At 63.7% G+C, this 22638-nt stretch carries 21 protein-coding genes and 1 pseudogene; 12 read left to right on the forward strand and 10 right to left on the reverse strand.

What is annotated here, in order from left to right; genetic code table 11:
- Positions 1 to 99: 99 nt before the first annotated feature.
- From ACZYHG_RS11170 to secA, 4 genes are all read right to left on the reverse strand, one after another.
- A complete protein-coding gene (locus ACZYHG_RS11170) occupies positions 100 to 780 on the reverse strand; it encodes a hypothetical protein (RefSeq protein ID WP_464613831.1) in 681 nt (226 codons plus the stop codon).
- Positions 781 to 1060: 280 nt separating this feature from the next.
- The gene (locus ACZYHG_RS11175) at positions 1061 to 2341 is read right to left on the reverse strand and encodes a GNAT family N-acetyltransferase (RefSeq protein ID WP_464613832.1); all 1281 of its coding nucleotides are present in this window, start codon (positions 2339 to 2341) and stop codon (positions 1061 to 1063) included.
- Entirely contained in the window at positions 2341 to 3741 is a 1401-nt protein-coding gene (locus tag ACZYHG_RS11180; protein WP_464613833.1) for an oligosaccharide flippase family protein, read from the reverse strand. The genes ACZYHG_RS11175 and ACZYHG_RS11180 overlap by 1 nt, the downstream gene beginning before the upstream one ends.
- A 403-nt stretch (positions 3742 to 4144) precedes the next feature.
- On the reverse strand, positions 4145 to 6877 hold the full coding sequence (gene secA / locus ACZYHG_RS11185) for a preprotein translocase subunit SecA (RefSeq protein ID WP_464613834.1): 2733 nt from the start codon (positions 6875 to 6877) through the stop codon (positions 4145 to 4147).
- A gap of 262 nt (positions 6878 to 7139) precedes the next feature.
- Between secA and ACZYHG_RS11190 the strand changes: the two genes are divergently transcribed.
- Positions 7140 to 8069: a peptidylprolyl isomerase gene (locus ACZYHG_RS11190; RefSeq protein ID WP_464613835.1), complete on the forward strand. Its 930-nt coding sequence runs from the start codon at positions 7140 to 7142 to the stop codon at positions 8067 to 8069.
- Between the two features lie 151 nt (positions 8070 to 8220).
- On the opposite strand, the gene ACZYHG_RS11195 is transcribed toward ACZYHG_RS11190, so the two are convergent.
- Positions 8221 to 8823, reverse strand: coding sequence for a TetR/AcrR family transcriptional regulator (locus ACZYHG_RS11195; protein ID WP_464613836.1), 603 nt, complete (start codon positions 8821 to 8823; stop codon positions 8221 to 8223).
- 107 nt (positions 8824 to 8930) lie between these two features.
- Complete coding sequence (locus ACZYHG_RS11200; RefSeq protein ID WP_464613837.1) at positions 8931 to 10157, reverse strand: caspase family protein; 1227 nt, start codon at positions 10155 to 10157, stop codon at positions 8931 to 8933.
- Positions 10158 to 10325: 168 nt separating this feature from the next.
- On the opposite strand from ACZYHG_RS11200, the gene argJ reads away from it, so the two are divergent.
- The 5 genes from argJ (at position 10326) to ACZYHG_RS11225 (ending at position 13496) form a co-directional block, all read left to right on the forward strand.
- The gene (argJ, locus tag ACZYHG_RS11205) at positions 10326 to 11567 is read left to right on the forward strand and encodes a bifunctional glutamate N-acetyltransferase/amino-acid acetyltransferase ArgJ (protein ID WP_464613838.1); all 1242 of its coding nucleotides are present in this window, start codon (positions 10326 to 10328) and stop codon (positions 11565 to 11567) included.
- Between the two features lie 29 nt (positions 11568 to 11596).
- A complete protein-coding gene (locus ACZYHG_RS11210) occupies positions 11597 to 12349 on the forward strand; it encodes a GNAT family N-acetyltransferase (protein ID WP_464613839.1) in 753 nt (250 codons plus the stop codon).
- Positions 12342 to 12764: an 8-oxo-dGTP diphosphatase MutT gene (gene mutT / locus ACZYHG_RS11215; protein ID WP_464613840.1), complete on the forward strand. Its 423-nt coding sequence runs from the start codon at positions 12342 to 12344 to the stop codon at positions 12762 to 12764. Before ACZYHG_RS11210 ends, mutT begins: the two co-directional genes overlap by 8 nt.
- Positions 12765 to 12891: 127 nt before the next feature.
- Entirely contained in the window at positions 12892 to 13206 is a 315-nt protein-coding gene (locus ACZYHG_RS11220; protein WP_464613841.1) for a hypothetical protein, read from the forward strand.
- Positions 13207 to 13316: 110 nt separating this feature from the next.
- Complete coding sequence (locus tag ACZYHG_RS11225) at positions 13317 to 13496, forward strand: Flp family type IVb pilin (RefSeq protein WP_464613842.1); 180 nt, start codon at positions 13317 to 13319, stop codon at positions 13494 to 13496.
- A gap of 29 nt (positions 13497 to 13525) precedes the next feature.
- Here the strand turns inward: ACZYHG_RS11225 and ACZYHG_RS11230 are convergent, their stop codons facing one another.
- Positions 13526 to 14398 carry a methyltransferase domain-containing protein gene (locus ACZYHG_RS11230; protein ID WP_464613843.1) on the reverse strand — a complete coding sequence of 291 codons (873 nt, stop codon included), beginning with the start codon at positions 14396 to 14398 and terminating at the stop codon, positions 13526 to 13528.
- A 76-nt stretch (positions 14399 to 14474) separates the two neighbouring features.
- On the opposite strand from ACZYHG_RS11230, the gene ACZYHG_RS11235 reads away from it, so the two are divergent.
- The 4 genes and pseudogenes from ACZYHG_RS11235 (at position 14475) to ACZYHG_RS11250 (ending at position 16856) form a co-directional block, all read left to right on the forward strand.
- Positions 14475 to 15263 (forward strand): ComF family protein, encoded by a 789-nt coding sequence (locus ACZYHG_RS11235; RefSeq protein ID WP_464614663.1) that lies wholly within the window; start codon positions 14475 to 14477, stop codon positions 15261 to 15263.
- A 26-nt stretch (positions 15264 to 15289) separates the two neighbouring features.
- On the forward strand, positions 15290 to 15559 hold the full coding sequence (gene grxC / locus ACZYHG_RS11240; protein WP_464613844.1) for a glutaredoxin 3: 270 nt from the start codon (positions 15290 to 15292) through the stop codon (positions 15557 to 15559).
- Positions 15560 to 15568: 9 nt separating this feature from the next.
- Positions 15569 to 16434 (forward strand): annotated as a pseudogene (locus ACZYHG_RS11245) (carbon-nitrogen hydrolase family protein).
- Positions 16431 to 16856, forward strand: a complete 426-nt coding sequence (locus ACZYHG_RS11250) for a DUF1178 family protein (RefSeq protein WP_464613845.1) — start codon at positions 16431 to 16433, stop codon at positions 16854 to 16856. The pseudogene ACZYHG_RS11245 and the gene ACZYHG_RS11250 overlap by 4 nt, the downstream one beginning before the upstream one ends.
- Before the next feature lie 4 nt (positions 16857 to 16860).
- Here the strand turns inward: ACZYHG_RS11250 and ACZYHG_RS11255 are convergent, their stop codons facing one another.
- The gene (locus ACZYHG_RS11255; RefSeq protein ID WP_464613846.1) at positions 16861 to 17346 is read right to left on the reverse strand and encodes a MarR family winged helix-turn-helix transcriptional regulator; all 486 of its coding nucleotides are present in this window, start codon (positions 17344 to 17346) and stop codon (positions 16861 to 16863) included.
- Between the two features lie 117 nt (positions 17347 to 17463).
- On the opposite strand from ACZYHG_RS11255, the gene ACZYHG_RS11260 reads away from it, so the two are divergent.
- On the forward strand, positions 17464 to 18354 hold the full coding sequence (locus tag ACZYHG_RS11260; protein WP_464613847.1) for a DMT family transporter: 891 nt from the start codon (positions 17464 to 17466) through the stop codon (positions 18352 to 18354).
- A gap of 6 nt (positions 18355 to 18360) precedes the next feature.
- Here the strand turns inward: ACZYHG_RS11260 and ubiG are convergent, their stop codons facing one another.
- On the reverse strand, positions 18361 to 19110 hold the full coding sequence (ubiG, locus tag ACZYHG_RS11265) for a bifunctional 2-polyprenyl-6-hydroxyphenol methylase/3-demethylubiquinol 3-O-methyltransferase UbiG (protein WP_027031212.1): 750 nt from the start codon (positions 19108 to 19110) through the stop codon (positions 18361 to 18363).
- 119 nt (positions 19111 to 19229) lie between these two features.
- A complete protein-coding gene (locus ACZYHG_RS11270; RefSeq protein WP_464614664.1) occupies positions 19230 to 21068 on the reverse strand; it encodes a CHASE3 domain-containing protein in 1839 nt (612 codons plus the stop codon).
- 246 nt (positions 21069 to 21314) lie between these two features.
- Between ACZYHG_RS11270 and ACZYHG_RS11275 the strand changes: the two genes are divergently transcribed.
- Complete coding sequence (locus ACZYHG_RS11275) at positions 21315 to 22568, forward strand: aspartate kinase (RefSeq protein ID WP_027031210.1); 1254 nt, start codon at positions 21315 to 21317, stop codon at positions 22566 to 22568.
- Positions 22569 to 22638 lie beyond the last annotated feature (70 nt).

Below are 22638 nucleotides of genomic sequence, written 5' to 3' on the forward strand. Positions count from 1 at the left end.
CGCTCGCAAGGGTACGTTCTCCCGGCCCCAGCCTGTTCAGAGCCGAGAGAACGTGGATGAAGCCCGCACTGTGGCTTCAACCGGCCCTCGCCAATCCGCTCAGAGCGAGTGCTTGTAGCCGATCGCTATGTTCCACTTGTCGCCGGCGAGATCGTTGTAGGGTGACGAAGTCGTTTCGGTCTTCTTCCAGGAATAGCCGACGCTGGCATAGACCGCGTCGGTGGAGTCGATGTTGTAGGTCAGGCCGGTGGCCAGCTTCGGGGTTTCCCAGGTGGTGCTGAAGGCATTGCGGTAGCGGAAGTTGAAGACGTTCCAGGTCCATTGCTTGGAGAGCTTCCAATCGCCCGCGATGTACAGGGCGTAGTAGGGAACGTTGGCGTTGGCATCCGCGTCCTTGATGATGCCCGTATCATGCCAGGTGTAACCGAGCCCGAGGCTGGGGGTCAGGGTGAAGGCATCGGTGATCTTGATTTTGTAACCGAGGCTCGCTTCGGCATAGTACTGCGACTTTCCGCCCGTCTTGAAGGTCGGCTGAATAAAGATGCCGCCGACGAAGTTGTTTTCGAAACTGTGCGAGACGCTGAGCTTGAAGTAGCTGTCGGCAAGCGACCGGGCGGTGTTGCTGCCATTGTCGATGGCGTAGAATTCGGGGCTTCCCTCGATGGCAATCGTCCAGGTCGGCGCTGCCGGTGGCGGGACTTCGACCAGGTCGGCTGCAAAGGCCGATGTGGCCATGGACAAGCAGACGCCCAATGGGGCGATGATGGTGCGCAAAAGCATGGTCTTTCCTCGAGATGTGGCGGCGCGTCGGATAGAGGCGCGTTGGGGTGTGGCGAGGATTTAGCTAGGCGCGCCCTATTACAGTTATGTGACGATGTGCCATCCGTGCGGGTCGCTTTGTTCAAACGGCTGCGGGCGAGATATCGGCGGTGCAGTTTGGCCACACTAGCCAGGCGGTGGCGGCAGGTAACTTTTCAACGAGATGGTGGTGCCGACGGTGCCGGCACGCTCGGCACCGACATTGTCCACCGCGCCGGTGTGAGCTCAGACCTGAGTCGCCCTACCGCCGTCTTAGCAGGCTCTTCATCCGGTTGCGCAGCAGGCGCGCCATGTTGCGGGTCTCGCGGTAGAGATGCAGTTGCGAGGCGGCCTGGCGGGTGAGCCGGTCGGCATCCGGCGTCAGCCCGATCACCAGCGTGCCGATCGGCTTGCGCTCGCTCCACAGCCTGCTCATCACCGGATGATCCGGCACCGCGCAGGAATCGGTCATCATGATGTTGGGGTCGTCGAGGTGCTGCCTGGTGACCTCAATCATCAGCAGCGTGCCAGGCGAATAGGTAGCCAGTGTCTCGTCATAGGCCGTCTTCCAGGTATAGGCGACGCCGGCTTCGACGAAGACGATGAGGCAAGCGATTGTGCGGCCGTCGAGCGTCAGCGAATGGATGCGGCACATGTCCTGTTCGGCCAGCCTGTGCACGGCCTCGCGGGCAAAGGCGGCGCGAAAGCGGTCGATCGCCATGGCGGTGCGCTCGCGGCCCTTCCAGCCGGACGCTTCGAGCGTCAGGAAGCTTTCGATGGCGTGGCGGATGTCTTCGGAGCCGCGCGCCACCACATGCTCCAGCCTGCCGAGGTCGCCAAGGCGCCGCTTCAGGCGGCGGAACTCGCGATAGTGGTGCGAGCGCAGCGAGGCCTTCAGATAGTCATCGCCGTCGAGTTCGCTCTCCAGCGCGGGGCGCTGGGCCTGGCTGGTGGTGACCAGCGTCAGCCCACGCGTCTCGGCCACCGTGCCAAGCAGGCTCGCTACCGGACCGTCGAGCCTGATGTCAGGCAGGACGAATACCCTCGGCAGCTTGAGGTGTGGGCGCGACAGCATCGAGAAGAAATCCTCGACGACACCGATCGGATCGTCGCGGTCGATGAGCGGCGTGCCGAGCGGACCGAACGGGCTCGACCATGTGCGCATCACCGGAACGCCGAACGGCACCACCGGGCGCTCGACCGAGATCGGCACCAGCAGGCGCAGCCGGTTGCGGTATTCATCGCCGTCGCGGATCACCGCCAGCCGCACTTCGCGGTCCTCCAGCCGAGGCATGGCCGGGGCCAGGAAGCGCGGGTTGAAAAAGACGTTCGGCTCGATCGTGCGGGCGCAGAGGTAATCCAGTTCCTCGACCAGATCGAAGCCGGCCGATGCCGGATAGATGGCAAGCTTGCGCTCGGGCCGGTTGTTGGCGAGGATTTCGATATGGGCGGGATCGGCGTCGCGCCCGAGCCCGGCAAGGCCGGACACCATGGCGCCGGCGGTGCCGCCGCTGGTTTCCTCGAGCAACGGGATGGCGGCCATCAGGCGGCTCCTTTGGCAGGCACGAAGATCACCATGACGATGCCGAGCTTGCGCCACACCGTGAAGGACAGCGCGCTGGCTTCGAAGATCATGGCAAAGGCGGTGGCCATGGCCGCGCCCCACAGGCCGAAATGCGGGATCAGCACCACGTTGAGGCCGATGTTGAAGGCCAGCGTCATGGCATAGACGGCGGCGCAGATATTCTGGTTGCCGCTCATGGTGAGCAGGCTTTCGCAAGGGCCGACGGCGGCGCGCGCCACGACGCCGAAGACGAGCAGGAACAGCAGCGGATAGCCTGATGTGAATTCGGGGCCGAACAGCACCAGCATGGGTTCGCCCAGCGCCAGCACCAGGAACGCCATCAGCAGCGACGGCCAGAAGGTCCACGACACCGTCTCGCGGGCGAAAGCGGCAAGCTTTGCCGGGTCGCCATGGGTGAATTGCGCATAGCGCTGGGCAACACCGGCCTTGACGGCGAAATAGACGAAATGCACCAGCGCCAGCGTCTTGACCGTGGCGAAATAGACGGCGACGTCGTTGGGCGCCATATAGGCGCCGACCATCAGCACATCGGCATTGGTGAGCAGGAAGAAGAAGCTTTCGACCAGGAAGATCGGCAGCGAGACGACGAACCACTGCGCGAAATGCACCTTCATCGGCCCGGCAGGGATCTGCCTTTCCATGCGGTGGGTGACGCCGATCAGCTGGGCGAGCGTGGTGACATAGGTGGCGGCGATCGAGGCGAAGATCGCCGTCCTGGCATCGGCGGCGTAGCCGGCGTAGAGCATCAGCGCCATGAACAGCAAGATCAGCACCGGCCGTATCAGATAGGTCGGCGACAGGGCGAAAAGCGCCCAGCTGTTGGCCCTGGCCTGGCCCTGCAGCAGATCCGACACCGCGATCATCGGCAAGCAGATGACGCCGAGGATGAACGGTATCACGTAGTAGTTTTCGAGCCAGGGTGCTGCCAGCCAGACGCCGAGGGCGCCGAGCCCGGCGATGATGGTGGAGGCGATCAGCACGAACAGGCGGCTGGCCACGACGATGCCGCGCAGTTCATCCATCATTCCGCGCTCGCGGTATTCGGGGATGAAGCGGATGACCGAGGTGTGGAAGCCGAGGCAAGCGAGGTTGCCAACGATGACCATCGTCACCCAGACAAGCACGAAGATGCCGTATTCGAACGAACCCATCCAGCGCGCCATCAGCACTTGGCTGATGAAGGCGATAACAGCGCTGACGATGCGGATGGAGAAGGCGATGACCGACATGCGGCCGGCTTCGCCGCGTTCATCGGCGGTGAACAGCACGGCATCGATGCGGCCAAGCAGAGGCCCCACACGCAGCGCCAAACGCTGCGGCAAGAACCGCCCGGCTGTCGTGGCCGCGGAAAAGCGCACCCCGATCTCTCTCCGTTTTCCGCCTCTTTTTCAGGCTCGGGTATATGCGAGACACATTAAGAAACGGTTGGGTGAGGAGCGGTCCGCGCAGCGGACGAAAAGCCAACGATTTGGCTTTTCGAGCGACGAACGGTGAAGGCCCGGTCCGCCTTCGGGCGGATCAAAGGTCCAGTGGACCTTTTGAAGGGGCTGAACGCCCGAAGGGCAGGGAGCCATAGCGGAGGGCCGGCGAACGCATAAGTAGGTGAAGCCCCCAGAATCCGCTTTTCGAGATCCGCCGTGTTACGGAACACCGACGGCGATACGGCTAGAGGAAATAGGCCAAATCTTGGAACTCGGCGCCGCCCCTCATCCGCCCTTCGGGCACCTTCTCCCCGTTGAACGGGGAGAAGAAAGGGCCGCCTTACGCGAATGCCCCGTGGCAGTGCTTGTACTTTTTGCCCGAACCGCAGGGGCAGGCTTCGTTGCGGCCGACCTTGCCCCAGGTGGCCTGGTTGTTGGGGTCGCGATCCTCGGGAGCGACGATGACGTTCTGCTCCGGGCGCACCAGGAGGGCGGTTTCGCCGCCTTCGAAATCATTCTCGCCGGTGGTGCCGTCAATGTGCGTGCCGAACATGTCGGGGGCTTCCGGAGGCGGGGCTTCGGCTGCCTGGCGGACCAGTTCGACGCGCATCAGCTGCGCGGTGACGGCCTGTTCCAGATTGCCGAGCATCGCCTGGAAAAGCTCGAAGGCTTCGCTCTTGTATTCCTGCAGCGGATCGCGCTGCGCGTAGCCGCGGAAGCCGACGACCGAACGCAGGTGGTCCAGGTTGACGATGTGCTCGCGCCACAGATGGTCGAGCGTCTGCAGCACCACGGAGCGCTCGACATAGGTCATCACCTCGGGGCCGAACCTTTCGGCGCGCTCCTTGGCGGCGGCATCGGCGGCAGCAGTGATGCGCTCGCGGATGTCGTCCTCGGCGATGCCTTCTTCCTTGGCCCAGTCATCGACCGGCAGGTCGAGATTGAGGAATTCGGCAACCCCGGCCTTGAGGCCGGCGACGTCCCACTGCTCGGCATAGGCGTTTTCGGGAATGGCCTTGGCGACGATATCGTCGATGACGCCTTCGCGCATCTCGGCGATGGTTTCCGAAAGACCTTCGCCGTCCATCAGCTCGATACGCCGCTGGAAAACCGCCTTGCGCTGGTCGTTGGAAACGTCGTCATATTTCAGGAGGTTCTTGCGGATGTCGAAGTTGCGCGCCTCGACCTTCTTCTGCGCCTTCTCGAGCGCCTTGTTGATCCAGGGATGGATGATCGCCTCGTCTTCCTTGAGGCCGAGCTTCTGCAGCATGCCGTCCATGCGCTCGGAGCCGAAGATGCGCATCAGATCGTCCTGCAGCGACAGGAAGAATTTCGAGCGGCCGGGGTCGCCCTGGCGGCCGGAGCGACCGCGAAGCTGGTTGTCGATGCGGCGCGATTCATGGCGCTCGGTGGCGAGCACGTAGAGGCCGCCGGCGGCCAGCGCCTTTTCCTTCAGGTGCTCGATGTCGGCGTGGATTTCCTTTTCCCGCGCCTCGCGCTCGGGACCGGCAGGCATGTCGCCCAGTTCGTCCTCGATGCGCATTTCGGCATTGCCGCCGAGCTTGATGTCGGTGCCGCGGCCGGCCATGTTGGTGGCAATGGTGATGGCGCCGGGCTTGCCGGCCTGGGCGACGATCGCCGCTTCACGCTCGTGATGACGGGCGTTCAGCACCTCGAAATCCTTGAAACCTTCCTTGCGCAGGCGCTCTGCTAGCTGCTCGGACTTTTCGATCGAGGTCGTGCCGACCAGCGTCGGCTGGCCCTTGGCGCTGGCTTCGCGGATCTCCTTGACGATCGCCTTGTACTTCTCCTCGACCGACCGGTAGACCTCGTCGTCCTCGTCCTTGCGGATGACTGGCAAATTGGTCGGGATCTCGGTGACTTCGAGGCCGTAGATGTTGCCGAATTCCTCGGCCTCGGTCAGCGCCGTGCCGGTCATGCCGGAAAGCTTCTTGTAGAGGCGGAAGTAGTTCTGGAAGGTGACGGAGGCGAGCGTCTGGTTCTCCGGCTGGATAGCCACATGCTCCTTGGCTTCCAGCGCCTGGTGCAGGCCTTCCGAATAGCGGCGGCCGGGCATCATGCGGCCGGTGAACTCGTCGATGATGACGATCTCGTCGTTGCGGACGATATAGTCCTTGTCCTTCTGGAACAGCCGGTGCGCCTTCAGCGCGTTGTTGACATGGTGGACGATGGCGACATTCTCGACGTCATAGAGCGACTCGCCCTTCAGCAGGCCGGCGTCGCGCAGCAGGTTCTCCAGCTTCTCGGTGCCTTCCTCGGTGAAGATCGAGGTCTTCTGCTTTTCGTCGATCTCATAATCCTGCGGCTGCAGCTGGATGATGAAGGTGTCGATGGTGTTGTACATTTCCGAACGGTCCTCGAGCGGACCGGAAATGATCAGCGGCGTGCGCGCCTCGTCGACCAGGATGGAATCGACTTCGTCGACGATCGCGTAGTTGTGACCGCGCTGCACCATCTGGGCGCGTTCATACTTCATGTTGTCGCGCAGATAGTCGAAGCCGAGCTCGTTGTTGGTGGCGTAGGTGACGTCCGAGGCGTAGGCGGCGCTGCGTTCCTCGTCCGACAGGCCGTGGACGATGACGCCGACCGAGAGGCCGAGGAACTTGTAGACGCGGCCCATCCATTCGGAGTCGCGGGTGGCGAGATAGTCGTTGACGGTGACGACGTGGACGCCTTTGCCGGCAAGCGCGTTGAGGTAGACCGGCAGCGTCGCGACCAGGGTCTTGCCCTCGCCGGTGCGCATCTCGGCGATGCCGCCATTGTGCAGCACCATGCCGCCGATCAGCTGGACGTCGAAGGGGCGCATGCCGAGCACGCGGCGTGCTGCCTCACGGGCGGTGGCAAAAGCCGGGACCAGAAGATCCTCAAGGCTGGCGCCATTGGCGATATCCTGCCGGAATTTTTCCGTGCGCCCCGCGAGTTCGGCGTCGGAGAGCGCCCGCATCTCGTTTTCCATGGCGTTGATCGCCTCGACACGAGGCCGGGTCGATTTGACCCGACGGTCGTTGGAGGAACCGAAAACCTTACGGGCGAGACCGCCGAGACTGACCATTCAATGGTCCTTTCGATAGAATTCTCAATCTTTAAGATAGGCGCCGGCCGGCCCCATCAAATCCGCGTGAATGCGTCGCCCAAATACGGGCAAACACAAAAAGCGCCCGGAAAACGGTTCTGGACGCAAAGTCGTTGGACAGATAAGAGGGGGCTCAACTGATGTCAACGCCGCGCTGGCCCTGCCGGTCGCGCCAAATTCCGCCACAATCTGGCTGATCTGGAAGCCACCCTCCTTATAATCCCTCACCGGAGTTATCCTTATGCCCTTGTTGTTTCGCCGTGCGTCGCTCGCCAGCCTTGGTCTGGCCTTCGGCCTGTCGGCTCTTTGCCTGTCGCCCGTCATGGCGCAGGAGACCGCTCCCGCTGCTCCGGCCGATGCCGCGGCCCCAGCAGCACCCCCCGCGGCTCCGGTCGACCCGAATGCCGTGGTCGCCACCGTCAACGGCCAGCCCTTGACGGAGGCCGATCTGGTGCTTGCCGAGGGCGAGCTGTCGCAGCAATTCGCGCAGCTGCCGCCTGAACAGCGCCGCGCCGCTGCCCTTTCGGCGGCCATCGAGATCCGTGTCATGGCCGCCAAGGCCGTTACCGACGGTCTCGACAAGGATCCCGACTTCCAGCGCCGCATGGCCTTCCTGCAGCAGCGCGCGCTGCATGGCGAGATGGTCGAGAAGGGTGTTGTCGACAAGGTCACCGACGCCGAGATCCGCGCCCGCTACGACCAGGAAATCGCCAACACGCCGCCGGTCAACGAAGTGCATGCCCGTCACATCCTCGTGAAGACGAAGGAAGAGGCCGAGGCAATCATCAAGCAGCTCGACGGCGGCGCCGACTTCCAGAAGCTCGCCAACGAGCACACCAGCGATCCCTCGGGCAAGTCCAATGGCGGCGACCTCGGCTGGTTCGGACCTGGCCAGATGGTGCCGGAGTTCGACAAGGCGGCCTTCGCGCTCGATGTCGGCAAGTACACCGAGCAGCCGGTGCAGTCGCAGTTCGGCTGGCATGTCATCAAGGTCGAGGACAAGCGCGCCAAGCAGCCGCCGGCCTTCGACGACGTCAAGGACCAGGCCAAGCAGGCGGTCATCCGCGACAAGTATTTCGCTCTGGTCAAGTCGCTGCGCGCCGGCGCTAAGGTCGAAATCGCGGACGCCAAGCTGAAGCAGGCCGTCGACACGCTGGAAAGCGCCAAGTAAGCCTTAAAGCGGTTCATCGTTTCATGGAAACGCCGAACCGCTTTATCTCTTTTCCAACGCAATTCCGGACGGAAAACCGCTTCACACTTTTCCTGGAATTGCTCGAAAACTTTTCAAAAGGGCGCGGCAGCCAAGGTTGCCGCGCCCTTTTTTATTGGCCCGCGCTGGCCGCTATGCCTTGCAGGAGATAGCGGACCATTTTGCGGATCGTCGTCTCAGGCTCGTCGAGCCGGTTGGTCAGCAGATGCCGCCAGGCATAGGAGGTGACGAGGTCGGCGACCACGGCCGGATCGATATCATCGGCGATCTCGCCCCGTGCCTTGGCGCGCTCGATGATCTGGCCGGTGTGGGTGCGGCGGCCTTCGGCATATCCGGCAAGAGCGGCGGCCGCGGTTTCATCCGACTGCGCCTCGGCGATCAGCGACCTGAACACGCTGCCCGACGATGTCTCGCGCCAGTGCTCGAACAGATTTTTCAGGAAGCCGACGAGATCCTCTTCCAGTCTTCCGGTATCCGGAATGTCGACGCGCTTCTGGCGCTGGTAGACGTCAAGCAGCAGTGCCGCTTTGCTCGGCCACCAGCGGTAGATGGTCGGCTTGCCGGCGCGGGCACGGCGTGCCACCGCCTCGATCGAGAAACCGGCATAGCCGGCCTCGACCAGTACGGCTTCGGCGGCCTCCAGAATGGCTTCGGCGCTGTCGGGATTGCGCCGGGCGCCAATCGATTTGCGTGCCGGATCCGCGTCCTCGGCCATTCCTGACGTCCTCGTTTGAATTTGCCGGCAACGATAAGTGATCCGGCCATGAAACGAAACGCCCCGTTTTCAAGCGCAGAAGCTGAGCCGCCATCAGGCGATGGCCGTCACATCGCCTGTGACGTCTCCGACACGATACGCCACCCATCAGCGGTCTTGATCAATTCCAGCGTCACCCGCGCCTTGCCTGCCACACGCGCCGCCGACTTGTCCTTTGGTGTGTAGTCGTAGCTCATGGCAAAGACGGCCTGGGCACTGCCCTCACCGTGCGGTGTAACCTCCAGGCTGCCTGGTTCCAGGCCAAGCGACCATGAGGCCCATTGCGCGAACCAGTCGCTTTTCACTTTCACGAGCGCTTCGGCATCGTAAGGCGTGCCGAAGATGGTGGCGGATGGGCCGTAAAGCCGTTTGACGGCCGCGCGCATATCCTTGATGTCCGGCGACAGGTAATCGTCGCGCAGGAACTTCTCGATCGCGCTTTTGTCGTCACCGACCGAACGCTCGAGCGTCGCCACTTGTGTTGAGGGCTCGGGTGCCGCGGCTGGTGCGGGCGGTTTCACCGGCTCGCCGCTCGGCACAAACTCGAAGCGCTCGAGCAGCGAGCCCTGTTCCCAGGGGCGCTGGCTTTCGCGCGTCTGCGAAACCACGTCGCGGCGCACCGCGATCATCATGTCGTTGATGCTCTGGCCGGGTTCGGCGATGTGCCGCAAAAGGGCGGCGGCGAAGGGCGAGTTGCGCCCGCTTCCGTCCATGGCGACAGCACCCGGTGCTGTCGAGAAGGCGATGAAGGAGCCGCGCGTCGAATCGAACTGCGCCAGGCCGGCGAGTGCCGTCGCCGACCGCGTCGTGGCGGTGCGGCTTAGGCTGCGGGCAAACGGGTTGTTGCGGCAGGCATCGAGAAACACCAGGCTGACCTTGGTCTGCTGTTCCATGATGTCGAGGATTTCGTCGATCGGCACGGCTTCGAGTTGGAGTTTCACCGGCATGTCGAGCCTGGCGTCGACCGGCACTATGTAATTGCGCCCGTCGACCTGCAGGCCATGGCCGGCATAGTAGAAAAGCCCGACACCAGCGCCTTCGAGCGCATCCGAGAACTCGCCGATGCTGCGTTCAAGCTCGCGCTTGCCGAGGTCGTTGCCTTCGATGACCTCGAAGCCGATGGAACGCAGTTTGTCGGCGATGTCGAGCGCGTCGTTGACCGGATTGGCCAATGTCCCGGCTTCGGAATAGGTGCCGTTGCCGATGACCAGAGCCACGCGCCGCTGCGGCTCAGCGTCGGCGCTCAGCAGCAAAAGTCCCAGAAATGCCCATGCGAGGATCGCAAGCCTGCCCATGGGGCGCAATCATAGCGCCACAGGCCCCCGCGACGCCAACAGATTTGAAATGCAAGCTTAATTCGCAATGGTTGCCCGCCCCGGCAAGCGCGGCGAAAACGCCCTTGCGCCCGCGCGCCGTATCGGGCAAACCGGCCTTCCCTTGCGAATTTCCCGCCCGAGGTCCCCATGTCCACGACGATTTCGCCGCTCGCACCGAAGAAATACCCAAAAATGCCGGTCATTGAAGGGGTGCGCATCGCCACCGCTGAAGCGGGGATCAAGTACAAGAATCGTACCGATCTGCTGGCCATGGTCTTCGATGCGGGCACGGCGGTCGCCGGCGTGTTCACCAAATCGAAATGCCCTTCGGCACCGGTCGATTTCTGCCGGCAGAACCTTGGCGCCGGCAAGGCTCGGGTGCTAATCGTCAATTCCGGCAACGCCAACGCCTTCACCGGCAAGAAGGGCCGCGAGTCCACCGCGCTGACCGGCGCGGCGGCGGCCAAGGCGGCCGGCTGCACGGCTGGCGAGGTGTTCCTGGCCTCGACCGGTGTCATCGGCGAGCCGCTCGACACAACCAAATTCAGCCATCTGCTCGCCGGGCTGGTCAGCGACGGCAAACCGGACCTGTGGACCGAGGCGGCAAAAGCCATCATGACCACGGATACCTATCCGAAAGTGGCGACGCAGACGGTCAAGCTCGGCGACACCGATGTCACCATCAACGGCATTTCCAAGGGCGCCGGCATGATCGCGCCCGACATGGCGACGATGCTGTCCTTCATCGCCACCGATGCGCCGATCGCCGCGCCCGTGCTGCAGGATCTGTTGTCGCGCGGCACCGCCAAGACCTTCAACGCGGTGACCGTCGACAGCGACACATCGACCAGCGACACGCTGCTGATCTTTGCCACCGGCAAGGCCGCCAAGCGTGGCGCGCCTGAGATCACCGATCCCAAGGACGCCCGGCTCGGCCAGTTCCGCCGGGCGCTGGGCAAGGTGCTGAAGTCGCTGGCGCTGCAAGTGGTGCGCGACGGCGAGGGCGCCCGCAAGCAGGTCGAAGTCACCGTCACCGGTGCGAAGTCGGCCCGCTCGGCCAAGCGCATCGCGCTGTCGATCGCCAATTCGCCGCTGGTCAAGACGGCGGTTGCCGGCGAGGACGCCAATTGGGGCCGTGTCGTCATGGCCGTCGGCAAGGCCGGCGAGCCCGCCGACCGCGACCGGCTGTCGATCTGGTTCGGCGACAACAGGCTGGCGCATGAGGGCGAACGTGACCCGGCCTATTCGGAAGAAAAGACCTCCGCCTACATGAAGCGCGACGATATCCTCATCCGCGCCGATATCGGCATCGGCCGCGGCAAGGCGACGGTGTGGACCTGCGATCTCACCAAGGAATACGTCGCCATCAATGGCGACTACCGGAGCTGACGGTTTTGACTTCCAGGCATCCGGCAAGCATGCTCGCGATCGTGCGCCGCTACGAGGCGGCCGGCTTTCGCGCCTGGCCGGCGGCGGCCGTCCATTATGATGGCACCTGGGTGGTGCGGCTGACCGCCGGCCATCCCGCCAAACGTCTGAATTCGGTCAATCCGCTCGATCCCGGCGACATCCAGCACATGGCCGACCGCATCGGCCGCGCCAGCCGCCGTTTCGACGCCTATGGCAGGCCGCTGACGTTCCGCATGTCGCCACTGTCGGGTCCCGATCTGGCCAGCCATCTCGACAAGGAGGGCTGGAGCCGCTTTGACGAATCGCTGGTCATTCGATTGCCGCTGGCTGACGCGCAGCTCGATGCCGCCATGGACCAGATTCCGCTGAAGGACATCAGCCGCTTCATCGGCGCCTCGCTCAAGGTCAGCGGCTCGGACGTTTCGCTGCGGCCCGGCCTGTCGGAGATCATTGGCGCCATCCAGCCCGAGGCCGGCTTGTTCGCGCTCGAAGACGGCGCCGAGGCGCTGGCGACGCTGATCTGCGTGCATGACGGCGATCTCGCCGGCCTGTTCGAGGTCGCCACCGACAAGGCGGCGCGCAACAAGGGCCACGGCCGCAACCTGATCCTGTCGGCGCTGAAATGGGCGCGGCTGCGCGGCGCGCGCGAAGCCTGGCTGCAGGTCGAGGCCGGTAACGTGCCGGCATTGGCGCTCTATCGATCGCTCGGCTTCGAGGAGGTCTACCGCTACCACTATCGCCGGCCACCTGGTCATGAATGACGTGGCGAATGCCGGCAAGCGCCTGCTGCTGGTCGCCGCCTGTGCGCTGGTCGACGCCGACGGCCGCGTGCTGCTGGCGCAGCGGCCAGAAGGCAAGCAGCTTGCCGGCCTGTGGGAATTTCCCGGCGGCAAGGTCGAACCCGGTGAAACGCCGGAGCAATGCATCATCCGCGAGCTGCAAGAGGAGATCGGCATCGAGACCGATATTCCGTGCCTGGCGCCACTTACCTTTGCCAGCCATTCCTATGACGACTTCCATTTGTTGATGCCGCTGTTCATCTGCCGCCGCTTCCGTGGCATCGCGCAACCCCGGGAAGGGCAGGCGCTGAAGTGGGTGCGGCCGAAACAGATGCGCGACTATCCGATGCCGCCGGCCGACGCGCCGCTGATCCCGTTCCTCATCGATCTCCTCTGAGCGTTCGCGACTGGAGGACCACGGTCCAGATCAGCCAGCGTTAATGGAAGATTTATCTGATCATGAAAAATTGACCCATGGCCGTGTCGTCGCGGCCGCGTCGCCGATTTCGCTGGGGAGCGATCGTATGAGCCTGGACAGGGATTGGGATTCGATCCGGCCCGACCGTAGTTTTCGCGCCGCCGATGCCGGCATGGGCGTCCTGCGCATCACACTGCTGTTTGGCTCGGCCGCGGTGGCACTGGCCCTGATCGCGACACCTTTCCTCGACAGCGGGACGCGCTCGCAAGCGGCCCGCAATGACTTTCCCGGCCTCGACATGACGGCCACCGGCTCGATCGGCCATCGCGGCACCTATACGGTGCGCCGCAGTGTGCTGCAGTCGCAGCCCGATTCAGTCTGCATTATCGCGTCTGACGGCAAGACCAGCGGCGACTGCTGATATGGTTAAGATGTTTTCGAAAGGGCGGCTGTTTCACCGCCTGTTAAGGCTTTGCCGTTAACCTTTCTTAACAGATCGGCGGTAAGGTTCCGGCACGGGGGATCGAGGTGATGAAAACATTGCTGCTGCGCTTTGTGAAGGACGAGACCGGTGCCACGGTGGTCGAGTACGCCCTGATCGTCGCTGTGCTGTCGCTGACGATCATTGGTGGTATCGGCCAGGTCTTCAACGCGATTACCTGGATGTTCAGCGACAGCGGCAGCAGGCTAGCCAACGCTTTTGCGCATTGACTTCTGCCCTGTCCGCGCTTGCGCGCGGGTCAATGTCCCTCTGGCCCCTCCAGTATAGCTTTCAGCGAGACCTTGGCTGAACCTGGCTTCAGCGGCTTCTGCTGCGACGCGTCGGGCGCCCAGCCGGACATCCAGACCATCGAGAAACTTGCCCGGATCCGGCCGTCGGGATCGGAAAAACGCTCGGCGTAGATTTCCGCGGCCCTCGCAAACAGCTGGCGTGAGCCCGGCCGCCGGCTGCGGTCGGCAAGCGCACTGGTTTCGCCCATGGCGCGCAGATCGGCCATCAGGGCAAACAAATTGGCGTAGCGCACCGTCACCGTCTCCACATCGGCGACCGGCAGAGCGAGACCGGCGCGCTGCAAAAGCGCACCGGCATCGCGCACGTCGGTGAACGGGATGACGCGCGGGCTGGCGCCACCGTAAAGTTCGGTCTCGGCCGCAAGCAGGCTTTCGCGCAGCTCCGCGAGCGTGCCGGCCCCAGCGAAGGCGCCGAGGAAAAGCCCGTCCGGCCGAAGCGCGCGGCGGATCTGGATCAGCATGCCGGGAATATCGTTCATCGCCTGCAGCGACAGAAGCGAGACCGCCAGATCGAGGCTCTGCGGCTCGAAGGGCACGGTTTCCAGCGGTGCGGTCAAGCCGGCGGCCCCATTCAGGAAGACCGCGTCCGTCTCGACACGGACGATATCCGTCACCTTGCCGCTCGCGGCGAGCACGTCAGCCGCGGCCGGCGTCTGGCAAAACAGCACCGCCGCCTTGCCGAACCTGCGCTCTACGGCACTCAGCCGGTCGGCAAGATCCTCGGCCGCGCGGTTCATCAGGAAATCGGCACCGTCGACCGGGTGAGTGAGCGCACGCCGCTTGTGCGCCAGCCAGAGATCGGTATCCATTATCGGCTGCAACGGGCGGATCCTTGTTTGTCGACGCCCCGATGTAATTGGTATGGTGGCGCGAAGGACCAACCACGTGGCCGATCCGATGCTGGAGATCAAGTCCATTGGGATCAGGAAGCTCACCCGATCGGCTTTCGGCTGGCCGGCGCGCATCCTGTTTCCGCCGGTCTGCGCCGGTTGCCGCCGGCATGTTTCCCAGCCCGGCGTGCTGTGCGGCGCCTGCTGGCCGAAGCTGCGGCTTCTGGAACGGCCGTGGTGCCCGGTGATGGGCACGCCGTTCACCCACCATATGGGCGAGGGCTTTCTCTCGGCCGAGGCGATCGCCGATCCCCCGCCCTTCGAGCGGGCGCGGGCCGCCGTTGCCTATTCCGGCGTTGCCCGTCAGATGGTGCAAGGGCTGAAATACCAGGATCGTACCGATTTGGCACCTTGGATGGCGCGCTGGATGGTGCGCGCCGGCGCCGACCTCATCGCCGAGGCCGATGTGGTGGTGCCGGTGCCGCTGCACTGGCGGCGTTTCTTCAGGCGGCGGTTCAACCAGTCGGCGGAATTGGCACGCTCGGTTTGCGAACTGAGTGGGCTGTCTTTCGCGCCTTCCGCCATGCGGCGCGTGAAACTCACGCGCCAGCAGGTCGGGCTGGAGCGGCAGGAGCGCGAGGAGAATGTGCGCGCCGCCTTTCGCGTGCCCGCCGAAGCCGAAATCGAGATTGCCGGCCGCAGGGTGCTTCTGATCGACGATGTCTACACCACCGGCGCCACCGTGCGTGCGGCCACCAAGGCGCTAAAAAGGGGAGGTGCGGCCAGCGTCGACGTGCTGACCTTCGCGCGTGTGTTGCCGGGGGACTTCCGGGCGGACGAGTCCGCGACTATATAAGTCGGCAAGGAAAGCGGAAATTCGTCATGGTCGATGTCACCATCTACACACGCATGATGTGCGGCTACTGCACCGCAGCCAAGCGGCTGCTGGAGCACAAGGGCGTTACTTACACAGAGCATGACGCTTCGTTTTCGCCGGAACTGCGCCAGGAGATGATTTCGCGGGCGCACGGGCGCACCACCTTTCCGCAGATTTTCATCGGCGACACGCATGTCGGCGGCTGCGACGACCTCCATGAGCTGGAGGCCGAAGGCCGGCTCGACAAGATGCTCGCCAACGGCGCAACGATTTGAGGGTTGACGATGGGTGTTTTCAAGGCCGCTGCGATCCAGATGCGTTCAGGCGAAAGCCCGGAGCGCAATGCGGTCGATCTCGAACGGCTGGTGCGTGAAGCGGCAGGCCAGGGTGCGATCTACATCCAGACGCCGGAAATGACCGGGGCATTGATCCGCGACAAGGAAGCGCGGGCCGCTTCCTTCACCTCGGAGGACAAGGACATCGTCGTCGCGACCGCGCGCCGGTTGGCGCGTGAACTCGGCGTCTTCCTGCATATCGGCTCGACCGCCATCCTGCGCGCCGACGGCAAGCTCGCCAACCGGGCGCTGCTGTTCGGTCCAGACGGTGCTACGCTCGCCATCTACGACAAGATCCACATGTTCGATGTCGACCTCGACAATGGCGAAAGCTGGCGCGAATCCGCAGCGTACGAGCCCGGCACCGAGGCTGTCGTGACCGAGGTCGCGGGCACGAAACTGGGCTTTGCGGTCTGCTACGACCTGCGGTTCCCGCAGCTGTTCCGTGCCGAGGCGCTGGCAGGGGCCGAAGTTTTGACCGTGCCTGCCGCCTTCACCCGCCAGACCGGCGAGGCGCATTGGCATGTGCTGCTGAGAGCCCGCGCCATCGAGAACGGCGCCTATGTTATCGCTGCCGCGCAAGGCGGCCTGCATGAGGATGGGCGCGAGACCTATGGCCATTCGCTGATCGTCGATCCTTGGGGCCGCATAATCGCGGAAGCCACGCACAACGAACCGGCGGTGATCGTCGCAGAGATCGACCCGGCGCAGTCGCTTGCGGTACGCAAGAAGATCCCAATTTGAAAAATGCGCGGGATTTTGCCGTCAACGCTGGTGCAGCGGAGGCGCCCCGCCTCAGGGGTGCAGCCTCTTGATCCGATTTTCCCTGATCTGCGATCACGATCACGAGTTCGAGGGCTGGTTTCGCAGCAATGACGATTTCGACAGCCAGAAGAAGCGCGGCTTTGTCGATTGCCCGAGCTGCGGTTCGCACAAGGTGCAGAAGGCGCTGATGGCGCCGGCGGTTTCGACGGCGCGCAAGCAGGAAACCATAGCGCTCGCCATGGGCGAGGCGCAGAAACAGGCGCTGGCGCAGCTCAAGGCGATGGCCGAGAAGGTGCGCGAGAATGCCGACTATGTTGGCGACAAGTTCGCCGAGGAAGCACGCAAAATCCATTTCGGCGAAACCGATGCACGCGGAATCTATGGCGAGGCGACGCTGGACGAGGCCAAGAGCCTGGCCGAGGATGGCGTCGATTTCATGCCGATCCCGGTGTTTCCGGACGACCGCAACTGAGCGACTAGCTCAAGCTTCCGATCAATTTGCCAAGCAGCAGAGCTAGCGTCTCCTGTTCGGCGCCAGTCAGGCCGGCGAGGATCTCATGCTCGTTGGCGACGTGGGCGGTCAGCGCCTCGTCGAACAAGGCCAAGCCCTTCTCTGTGAGCTGCACGACAATGCCGCGTCGGTCGCTGGGGTGCGGGCCGCGCAGGATCAATCCGGCCTTTTCGAGCCGGTCGAGCCGGTTGGTCATGGCGCCTGACGTCACCATCGTCGCCTCGTAGAGAGCGGTCGGCGTCAGCGCGTAAGGCTGGCCGGAACGGCGCAGCGTCGCCAGCACGTCGAATTCGCCGGCCTGCAGTCCGAAACGGGCAAACAGCGGGGCGAGGCGGTCACGCGCGATCAGCGACGAGGCTTCGTTCAATCGCCCGAGCACGCCCATCGGCGAGACGTCCAGGTCCGGCCGCTCCCGTTTCCACTGCTCGATCGCCTTTGCCGCGCGATCCATCTGTCTCACCGTTATATATCTTGACGTTAAGAATCTTTGCGATATGTTATCTTAACATACAGGACCGGCCAAGCGCCGCAAGTGCCAAACTTCGCAATTGAGTGACGGGACAATCCGATGAAATATCTCTGGGATTCGGCGCTCGGCCTGCTGGTCGTCACGGGCGGCCTGCTCGGCCTGACGCTGCCCTTCGGCAAGCTCGCCACGGCGGCCGGCGTGCCGGCCATGGTCTGGGCCTTCGTCATCTCGCTCGGCGCCGGCGGCGTGCTGCTCTGCGTGCTCCTGGCACGCGGCCAGCACATCCGGCTCAACGCGCACAAATTGCGCTATTTCTTCGTTACCGCGGCAGTGTCCTATGCCGCGCCCAACCTGCTGATGTTCTCGGCCATTCCGCATCTTGGCGCCGGCTACACCGGCATCATGTTCACACTTTCGCCCGTCGTCACGCTGGTGTTTTCAATCGTGCTGCGTGTCCGGCGCCCCAACATGCTGGGCATCATTGGCATCGCCGTCGGCTTCGTCGGCGCCGTCATGGTGGCGGTGACGCGCGGCGAGGCCGGCCAGCCGGCCGATTTGTTCTGGGTGGTGATGGGGCTGCTGATCCCGGTCAGCCTTGCCGCCGGCAACATCTACCGCACGATCGACTGGCCGGAAGGCACCGGCCCGATCGAGCTTGCCGTCGGCAGCCATCTGGCGTCGGCAGCGATGCTGCTCGCCGGTATTCTTGTCCTGCTGGGCGGCAAGGCCTTCGCCCCACTTGGCGCCGTGCCCCTGGTGGTCATCGCGCAGGTTGCGTCGGCCACGGCAATGTTTGCCTTCTTCTTCCGGCTGCAGGCGGTGGGCGGCCCGGTCTATCTCAGCCAGATCGGCTATGTGGCGGCGGCGGTCGGATTGTTTGCCGGCACGATCTTCCTTGGCGAGCACTATCAGTTGCTGACCTGGGTCGGCGCCATCATCATCACCATCGGCGTCGTCATCACCACCAAGGCGCAAAGCCAGAAGGCGTAAGCAGGATCAGACCGATCCTTTTTCCGCCAGCACCATGTAGTTGACATCCATGTCCTTCGACCGCGCCCAGCGGTCGGCAAGCGGATTGTAGGTGACGCCGGTGCGGTCGATAATTGTCAGGCCGGCGCCGCCAAGCGCCTTTTCCAGTTCTTCCGGGCGCACCAGCTTGCCGAACTGGTGGGTGCCGCGCGGCAGCCAGCGCAGCACATATTCGGCGCCGATGATCGCCAGGCCGAGTGCCTTCAGCGTGCGGTTGATGGTGGCCACGAACATGATGCCGCCGGGGCGGACCATCTGCCCGCATTTGGCCACGAACAGGTCGATGTCGGCGACATGTTCGACCACTTCCATGTTGAGGATGACGTCGAATGTCTCGCCGGCATCGGCGAGATCCTCGGCCGTCGTGGCGCGATAGTCGACACTCACATTGCCTTCGGCCGCGTGCAGTTTCGCCACCTCGATGTTTGTCTCAGAGGCGTCCGCTCCGACCACCTCGGCGCCAAGCCGCGCCATCGGCTCGCACAAAAGGCCACCGCCGCAGCCGATGTCGAGGATGCGCAGGCCCTCGAAAGGGCGCGCGGCGCGCGGGTCACGGCCAAAGCGCGCCGCGATCTGGTCGCGGATGTAGGACAGCCGGACCGGATTGAACTTGTGCAACGGGCGGAACTTGCCGTTCGGGTTCCACCATTCGGCGGCAAGGGCGGAAAAGCGTTCCACTTCTCCGGCATCGATCGTCGATCGTCGGGGCTCTGGCATCGGTTGGTCTCCTCGAACGCTAGGAAGTCGGGCGTGAGGCATCGAATGTCAAGGCAACAATTTTTCAGTGCCGCCAGAGTGACGGGCTGACCAATAGCGGGGCTGGCGGCGTGGCCGGCCTACTTCGCCTCCAGCACGTCGCGCAGCTTCGCGGCCAGTTGATCGATGGTGAACGGCTTGGCCAGGAAGTGCACGTCATGGTCGAGCACGCCGTTGTGTACCACGGCATTCCTGGTGAAACCGGTGGTGAAGATCACCTTCAGCGCGGGCATGCGTGTGACCGCCTCTTCCGCCAGTTTGCGGCCGTTCATCACCGGCATGACGATATCGGTGAACAGAAGGGCGACGCCCGGGTTCTCCGCCAGCTTCTGCAACGCCTCCTGGCCACTGCCGGCATGGATGACGGTGTAGCCGAGCTCGCGCATGGCATCGGTGGTGGAAGCGCGCACGCGGACGTCGTCCTCGACGACAAGGATTGTTTCGGTAACGGGAGCAGGATTCGCGTTCCGCCCCATCGGCACGGCGGCTTCCTCGGCGCCAAAAAAGCGCGGCAGATAGATCCTGATCGTCGTGCCCTGGCCTGGCTCGGAGTAGATCTTGACGTGGCCGCCCGACTGCTTGACGAAGCCGAACACTTGGCTCAGCCCAAGTCCCGTGCCCTTGTTGACCGGCTTGGTGGTGAAAAAAGGCTCGAAAGCCTTGGCCATCACATCCGCCGACATGCCCTCACCGGTATCGCTGACCGCAATCATCACATATTGGCCGGCGATCACCTCGGCATGGGTAGCGGCGTAGCTGTCGTCGAGATGGCTGTTGGCGGTCTCGATGGTCAACTTGCCCTCTTCGCCCATGGCGTCGCGCGCATTGACCGCCAGGTTGAGGATTGCATTCTCGATCTGGCTTGGGTCGGCATGGGTCTTCCAAAGGCCGCCCGCGAGCACGGTCTCGATGCGGATGCCTTCGCCCAGCGCCCGGCGCAAAAGGTCGGACATGCCGGTCACCAGACGATTGGTGTCGACGACCTGCGGCGCCAGGGGCTGCTGGCGGGAGAAGGCAAGCAGCCGGCCCGTCAAATTGGCCGCCCGCGTCGCGGCGTCCGTTGCCGCTTCGATGAACTTTTCGAGGTCGTGCTCGCCGCGCTTCAACTTGCGCTGGGCAAGGTTCATGGCGCTGAGGATGACCGCCAGCATGTTGTTGAAATCGTGAGCGATGCCGCCGGTCAGTTGCCCGACAGCCTCCATCTTCTGCATCTGGCGGATCTGGGATTCGGCGTTTTCGCGCGTCTGGATCTCATTGCCGAGCTCGATGTTCTTGCGCATCAGCTCTTCCTGGCCGGTGGCGACTTCGAGGAAGCGGCGGCGGGATTCGCGGATCGTGTAGGTGCCGAGCAGGAAGATCGCCAGCAGGGCGACCAGAGAGCCGATGCGCAGCCACGCCTCGACCTGGTCGGTGTGCTCGTCGCGGGCAGCAATCGCTGCGCCGCCAATGCGCCGGATCGTGTCCATGCTGGCCCGGATCTCGTCCATGGCGGCTTTGCCCTGGCCGCTGCGAACCAGTTGCAGCGCCTTTGTCGCGTCGCCCTTGTCGTAGAGAGCGATCGTCTCGGCGAGTTCTGCCTGTTTCTGTGCCAGTGCGTCCTTGATGTGGCTGACCTGCGGGGCGAGCTGATCGTTGGATGCTGTCATGGCATCGATGCGGGCAAGTTGCCCGGGAATCGCCTCGACGGCCTTCTGGTACGGCTCGAGATAGGATTTCTCGCCGGTCAGCAGGTAGCCGCGCTGGCCGCTCTCGGCATCCTGCGCCATTGAAAGCAGCCCTGAAAGCTGTTCCTGGTACTCGATCGTCTCGCGCGCGGCGGCGCGATTGGCCCGTTGGCCTTCGACCAGAAAGGCACGCGTGCCGACGATCAACGCCAGCACGGCGAAGCCGACGACAAGCGGGAGCGATTGCAATCGCATAGCGCGCCGAAGACGAGCAATCATCTGTTATGCCGAACCAAAAGGAATTCCCCGCGGGCAGCATTTGGTAAGCGGCGCAGGGTTGGAACGCAATATGCCGTCTTCTTGAAACCAGCAATCCGCTGCAAGCCTTGCGAAACCTTCATCATTTGGCTAAGGAGGCCGCGCATTCAGCGGCCGGCGCAAGCCGGCGCTTTCTTTCGGTTTCGGCTCCAGGCCGGCTTCAGTCAAAGGCATTTCGCTTCCATGGCGCGCATCGTGATGAAATTCGGCGGAACCTCCGTCGCCGACATCGCCCGCATCCGCAATGTGGCGCGTCACGTCAAACGCGAGGTCGACGCTGGCCACGAGGTGGCGGTGGTTGTCTCGGCGATGTCGGGCAAGACCAATGAGCTGGTTGCCTGGACGCGCGAAGCCTCGCCGATGCACGATGCACGCGAATATGACGCGGTCGTCGCTTCCGGCGAACAGGTCACGGCCGGCCTGCTCGCCATCACCTTGCAGAATATGGGCGTGCATGCGCGCTCCTGGCAGGGCTGGCAGATACCGATCAAGACCGACAATGCGCATGGCGCGGCGCGTATTCTCGATATCGACGGTGCCTTCCTGATCAAGCGCTTCGGCGAGGGCCAGGTGGCCGTCATCGCCGGCTTCCAGGGCATCGGGCCGGACAATCGCATCGCCACGCTTGGACGTGGTGGTTCCGACACCAGCGCGGTGGCTATAGCGGCCGCGGTCAAGGCCGACCGCTGCGACATCTACACCGATGTCGACGGGGTTTACACCACCGACCCGCGCATGGAGCCCAAGGCGCGCCGGCTGGCCAAGATCTCGTTCGAGGAAATGCTTGAAATGGCCTCGCTCGGCGCCAAGGTTTTGCAGGTGCGTTCGGTCGAGCTTGCCATGGTGCACAGGGTGCGTACCTTCGTGCGGTCGTCCTTCGACGATCCCGATGCGCCCGGAATGGGGGATTTGCTCAATCCTCCGGGAACGCTCATTTGCGACGAGGAAGAGATCGTGGAACAGCAGGTCGTCACCGGAATTGCCTATGCCAAGGACGAAGCGCAGATTTCGCTGCGCCGCGTCGGCGACCGGCCGGGCGTCGCCGCCGGCATCTTCGGCCCGCTGGCCGAGGCCAACATCAATGTCGACATGATCGTCCAGAACATCTCCGAGGACGGCAAGTTCACCGACATGACCTTCACGGTGCCGTCAGGCGACGTCGACAAGGCACTTGTCGTGCTGGAGCGCCTGAAAACCGAGATCGGCTACGATGTTGTGCAGTCGGAAGCCGGCATGTCGAAGGTTTCGGTCATCGGCATCGGCATGAGGAGCCATGCCGGCGTCGCTGCCACCGCCTTCAAGGCGCTGGCCGACAAGGCGATCAATATTCGCGCCATCACCACCTCCGAGATCAAGATTTCGATACTGATCGACGGTCCGTACACGGAACTCGCGGTTCGCACTTTGCATTCCGTCTACGGTCTGGATAAGCAGTAGCGAGAACGATTTGAGTTGTTGCGCGTGCGCCGGTCGCAGTGGAAACTGCGGCGGGCAGAATGCCTATTGG

It is taken from the genome of Mesorhizobium subarcticum (genome assembly GCF_055456085.1).

Excerpts from the sequence above, each read along its gene's own strand:
- ACZYHG_RS11275 (WP_027031210.1), top strand. The coding sequence starts at position 21,315 with ATGGCGCGCATCGTGATGAAATTCGGCGGAACCTCCGTCGCCGACATC.
- argJ (WP_464613838.1), top strand. The coding sequence starts at position 10,326 with ATGTCCACGACGATTTCGCCGCTCGCACCGAAGAAATACCCAAAAATG.
- ACZYHG_RS11235 (WP_464614663.1), top strand. The coding sequence starts at position 14,475 with ATGCTGGAGATCAAGTCCATTGGGATCAGGAAGCTCACCCGATCGGCT.
- ACZYHG_RS11190 (WP_464613835.1), top strand. The coding sequence starts at position 7,140 with ATGCCCTTGTTGTTTCGCCGTGCGTCGCTCGCCAGCCTTGGTCTGGCC.
- ACZYHG_RS11270 (WP_464614664.1), bottom strand. The coding sequence starts at position 21,068 with ATGCGATTGCAATCGCTCCCGCTTGTCGTCGGCTTCGCCGTGCTGGCG.
- secA (WP_464613834.1), bottom strand. The coding sequence starts at position 6,877 with ATGGTCAGTCTCGGCGGTCTCGCCCGTAAGGTTTTCGGTTCCTCCAAC.
- ACZYHG_RS11255 (WP_464613846.1), bottom strand. The coding sequence starts at position 17,346 with ATGGATCGCGCGGCAAAGGCGATCGAGCAGTGGAAACGGGAGCGGCCG.
- ACZYHG_RS11220 (WP_464613841.1), top strand. The coding sequence starts at position 12,892 with ATGAGCCTGGACAGGGATTGGGATTCGATCCGGCCCGACCGTAGTTTT.
- mutT (WP_464613840.1), top strand. The coding sequence starts at position 12,342 with ATGAATGACGTGGCGAATGCCGGCAAGCGCCTGCTGCTGGTCGCCGCC.
- ACZYHG_RS11170 (WP_464613831.1), bottom strand. The coding sequence starts at position 780 with ATGCTTTTGCGCACCATCATCGCCCCATTGGGCGTCTGCTTGTCCATG.
- ACZYHG_RS11210 (WP_464613839.1), top strand. The coding sequence starts at position 11,597 with ATGCTCGCGATCGTGCGCCGCTACGAGGCGGCCGGCTTTCGCGCCTGG.
- ACZYHG_RS11260 (WP_464613847.1), top strand. The coding sequence starts at position 17,464 with ATGAAATATCTCTGGGATTCGGCGCTCGGCCTGCTGGTCGTCACGGGC.
- ACZYHG_RS11200 (WP_464613837.1), bottom strand. The coding sequence starts at position 10,157 with ATGGGCAGGCTTGCGATCCTCGCATGGGCATTTCTGGGACTTTTGCTG.
- ACZYHG_RS11175 (WP_464613832.1), bottom strand. The coding sequence starts at position 2,341 with ATGGCCGCCATCCCGTTGCTCGAGGAAACCAGCGGCGGCACCGCCGGC.
- grxC (WP_464613844.1), top strand. The coding sequence starts at position 15,290 with ATGGTCGATGTCACCATCTACACACGCATGATGTGCGGCTACTGCACC.
- ACZYHG_RS11225 (WP_464613842.1), top strand. The coding sequence starts at position 13,317 with ATGAAAACATTGCTGCTGCGCTTTGTGAAGGACGAGACCGGTGCCACG.
- ACZYHG_RS11195 (WP_464613836.1), bottom strand. The coding sequence starts at position 8,823 with ATGGCCGAGGACGCGGATCCGGCACGCAAATCGATTGGCGCCCGGCGC.
- ubiG (WP_027031212.1), bottom strand. The coding sequence starts at position 19,110 with ATGCCAGAGCCCCGACGATCGACGATCGATGCCGGAGAAGTGGAACGC.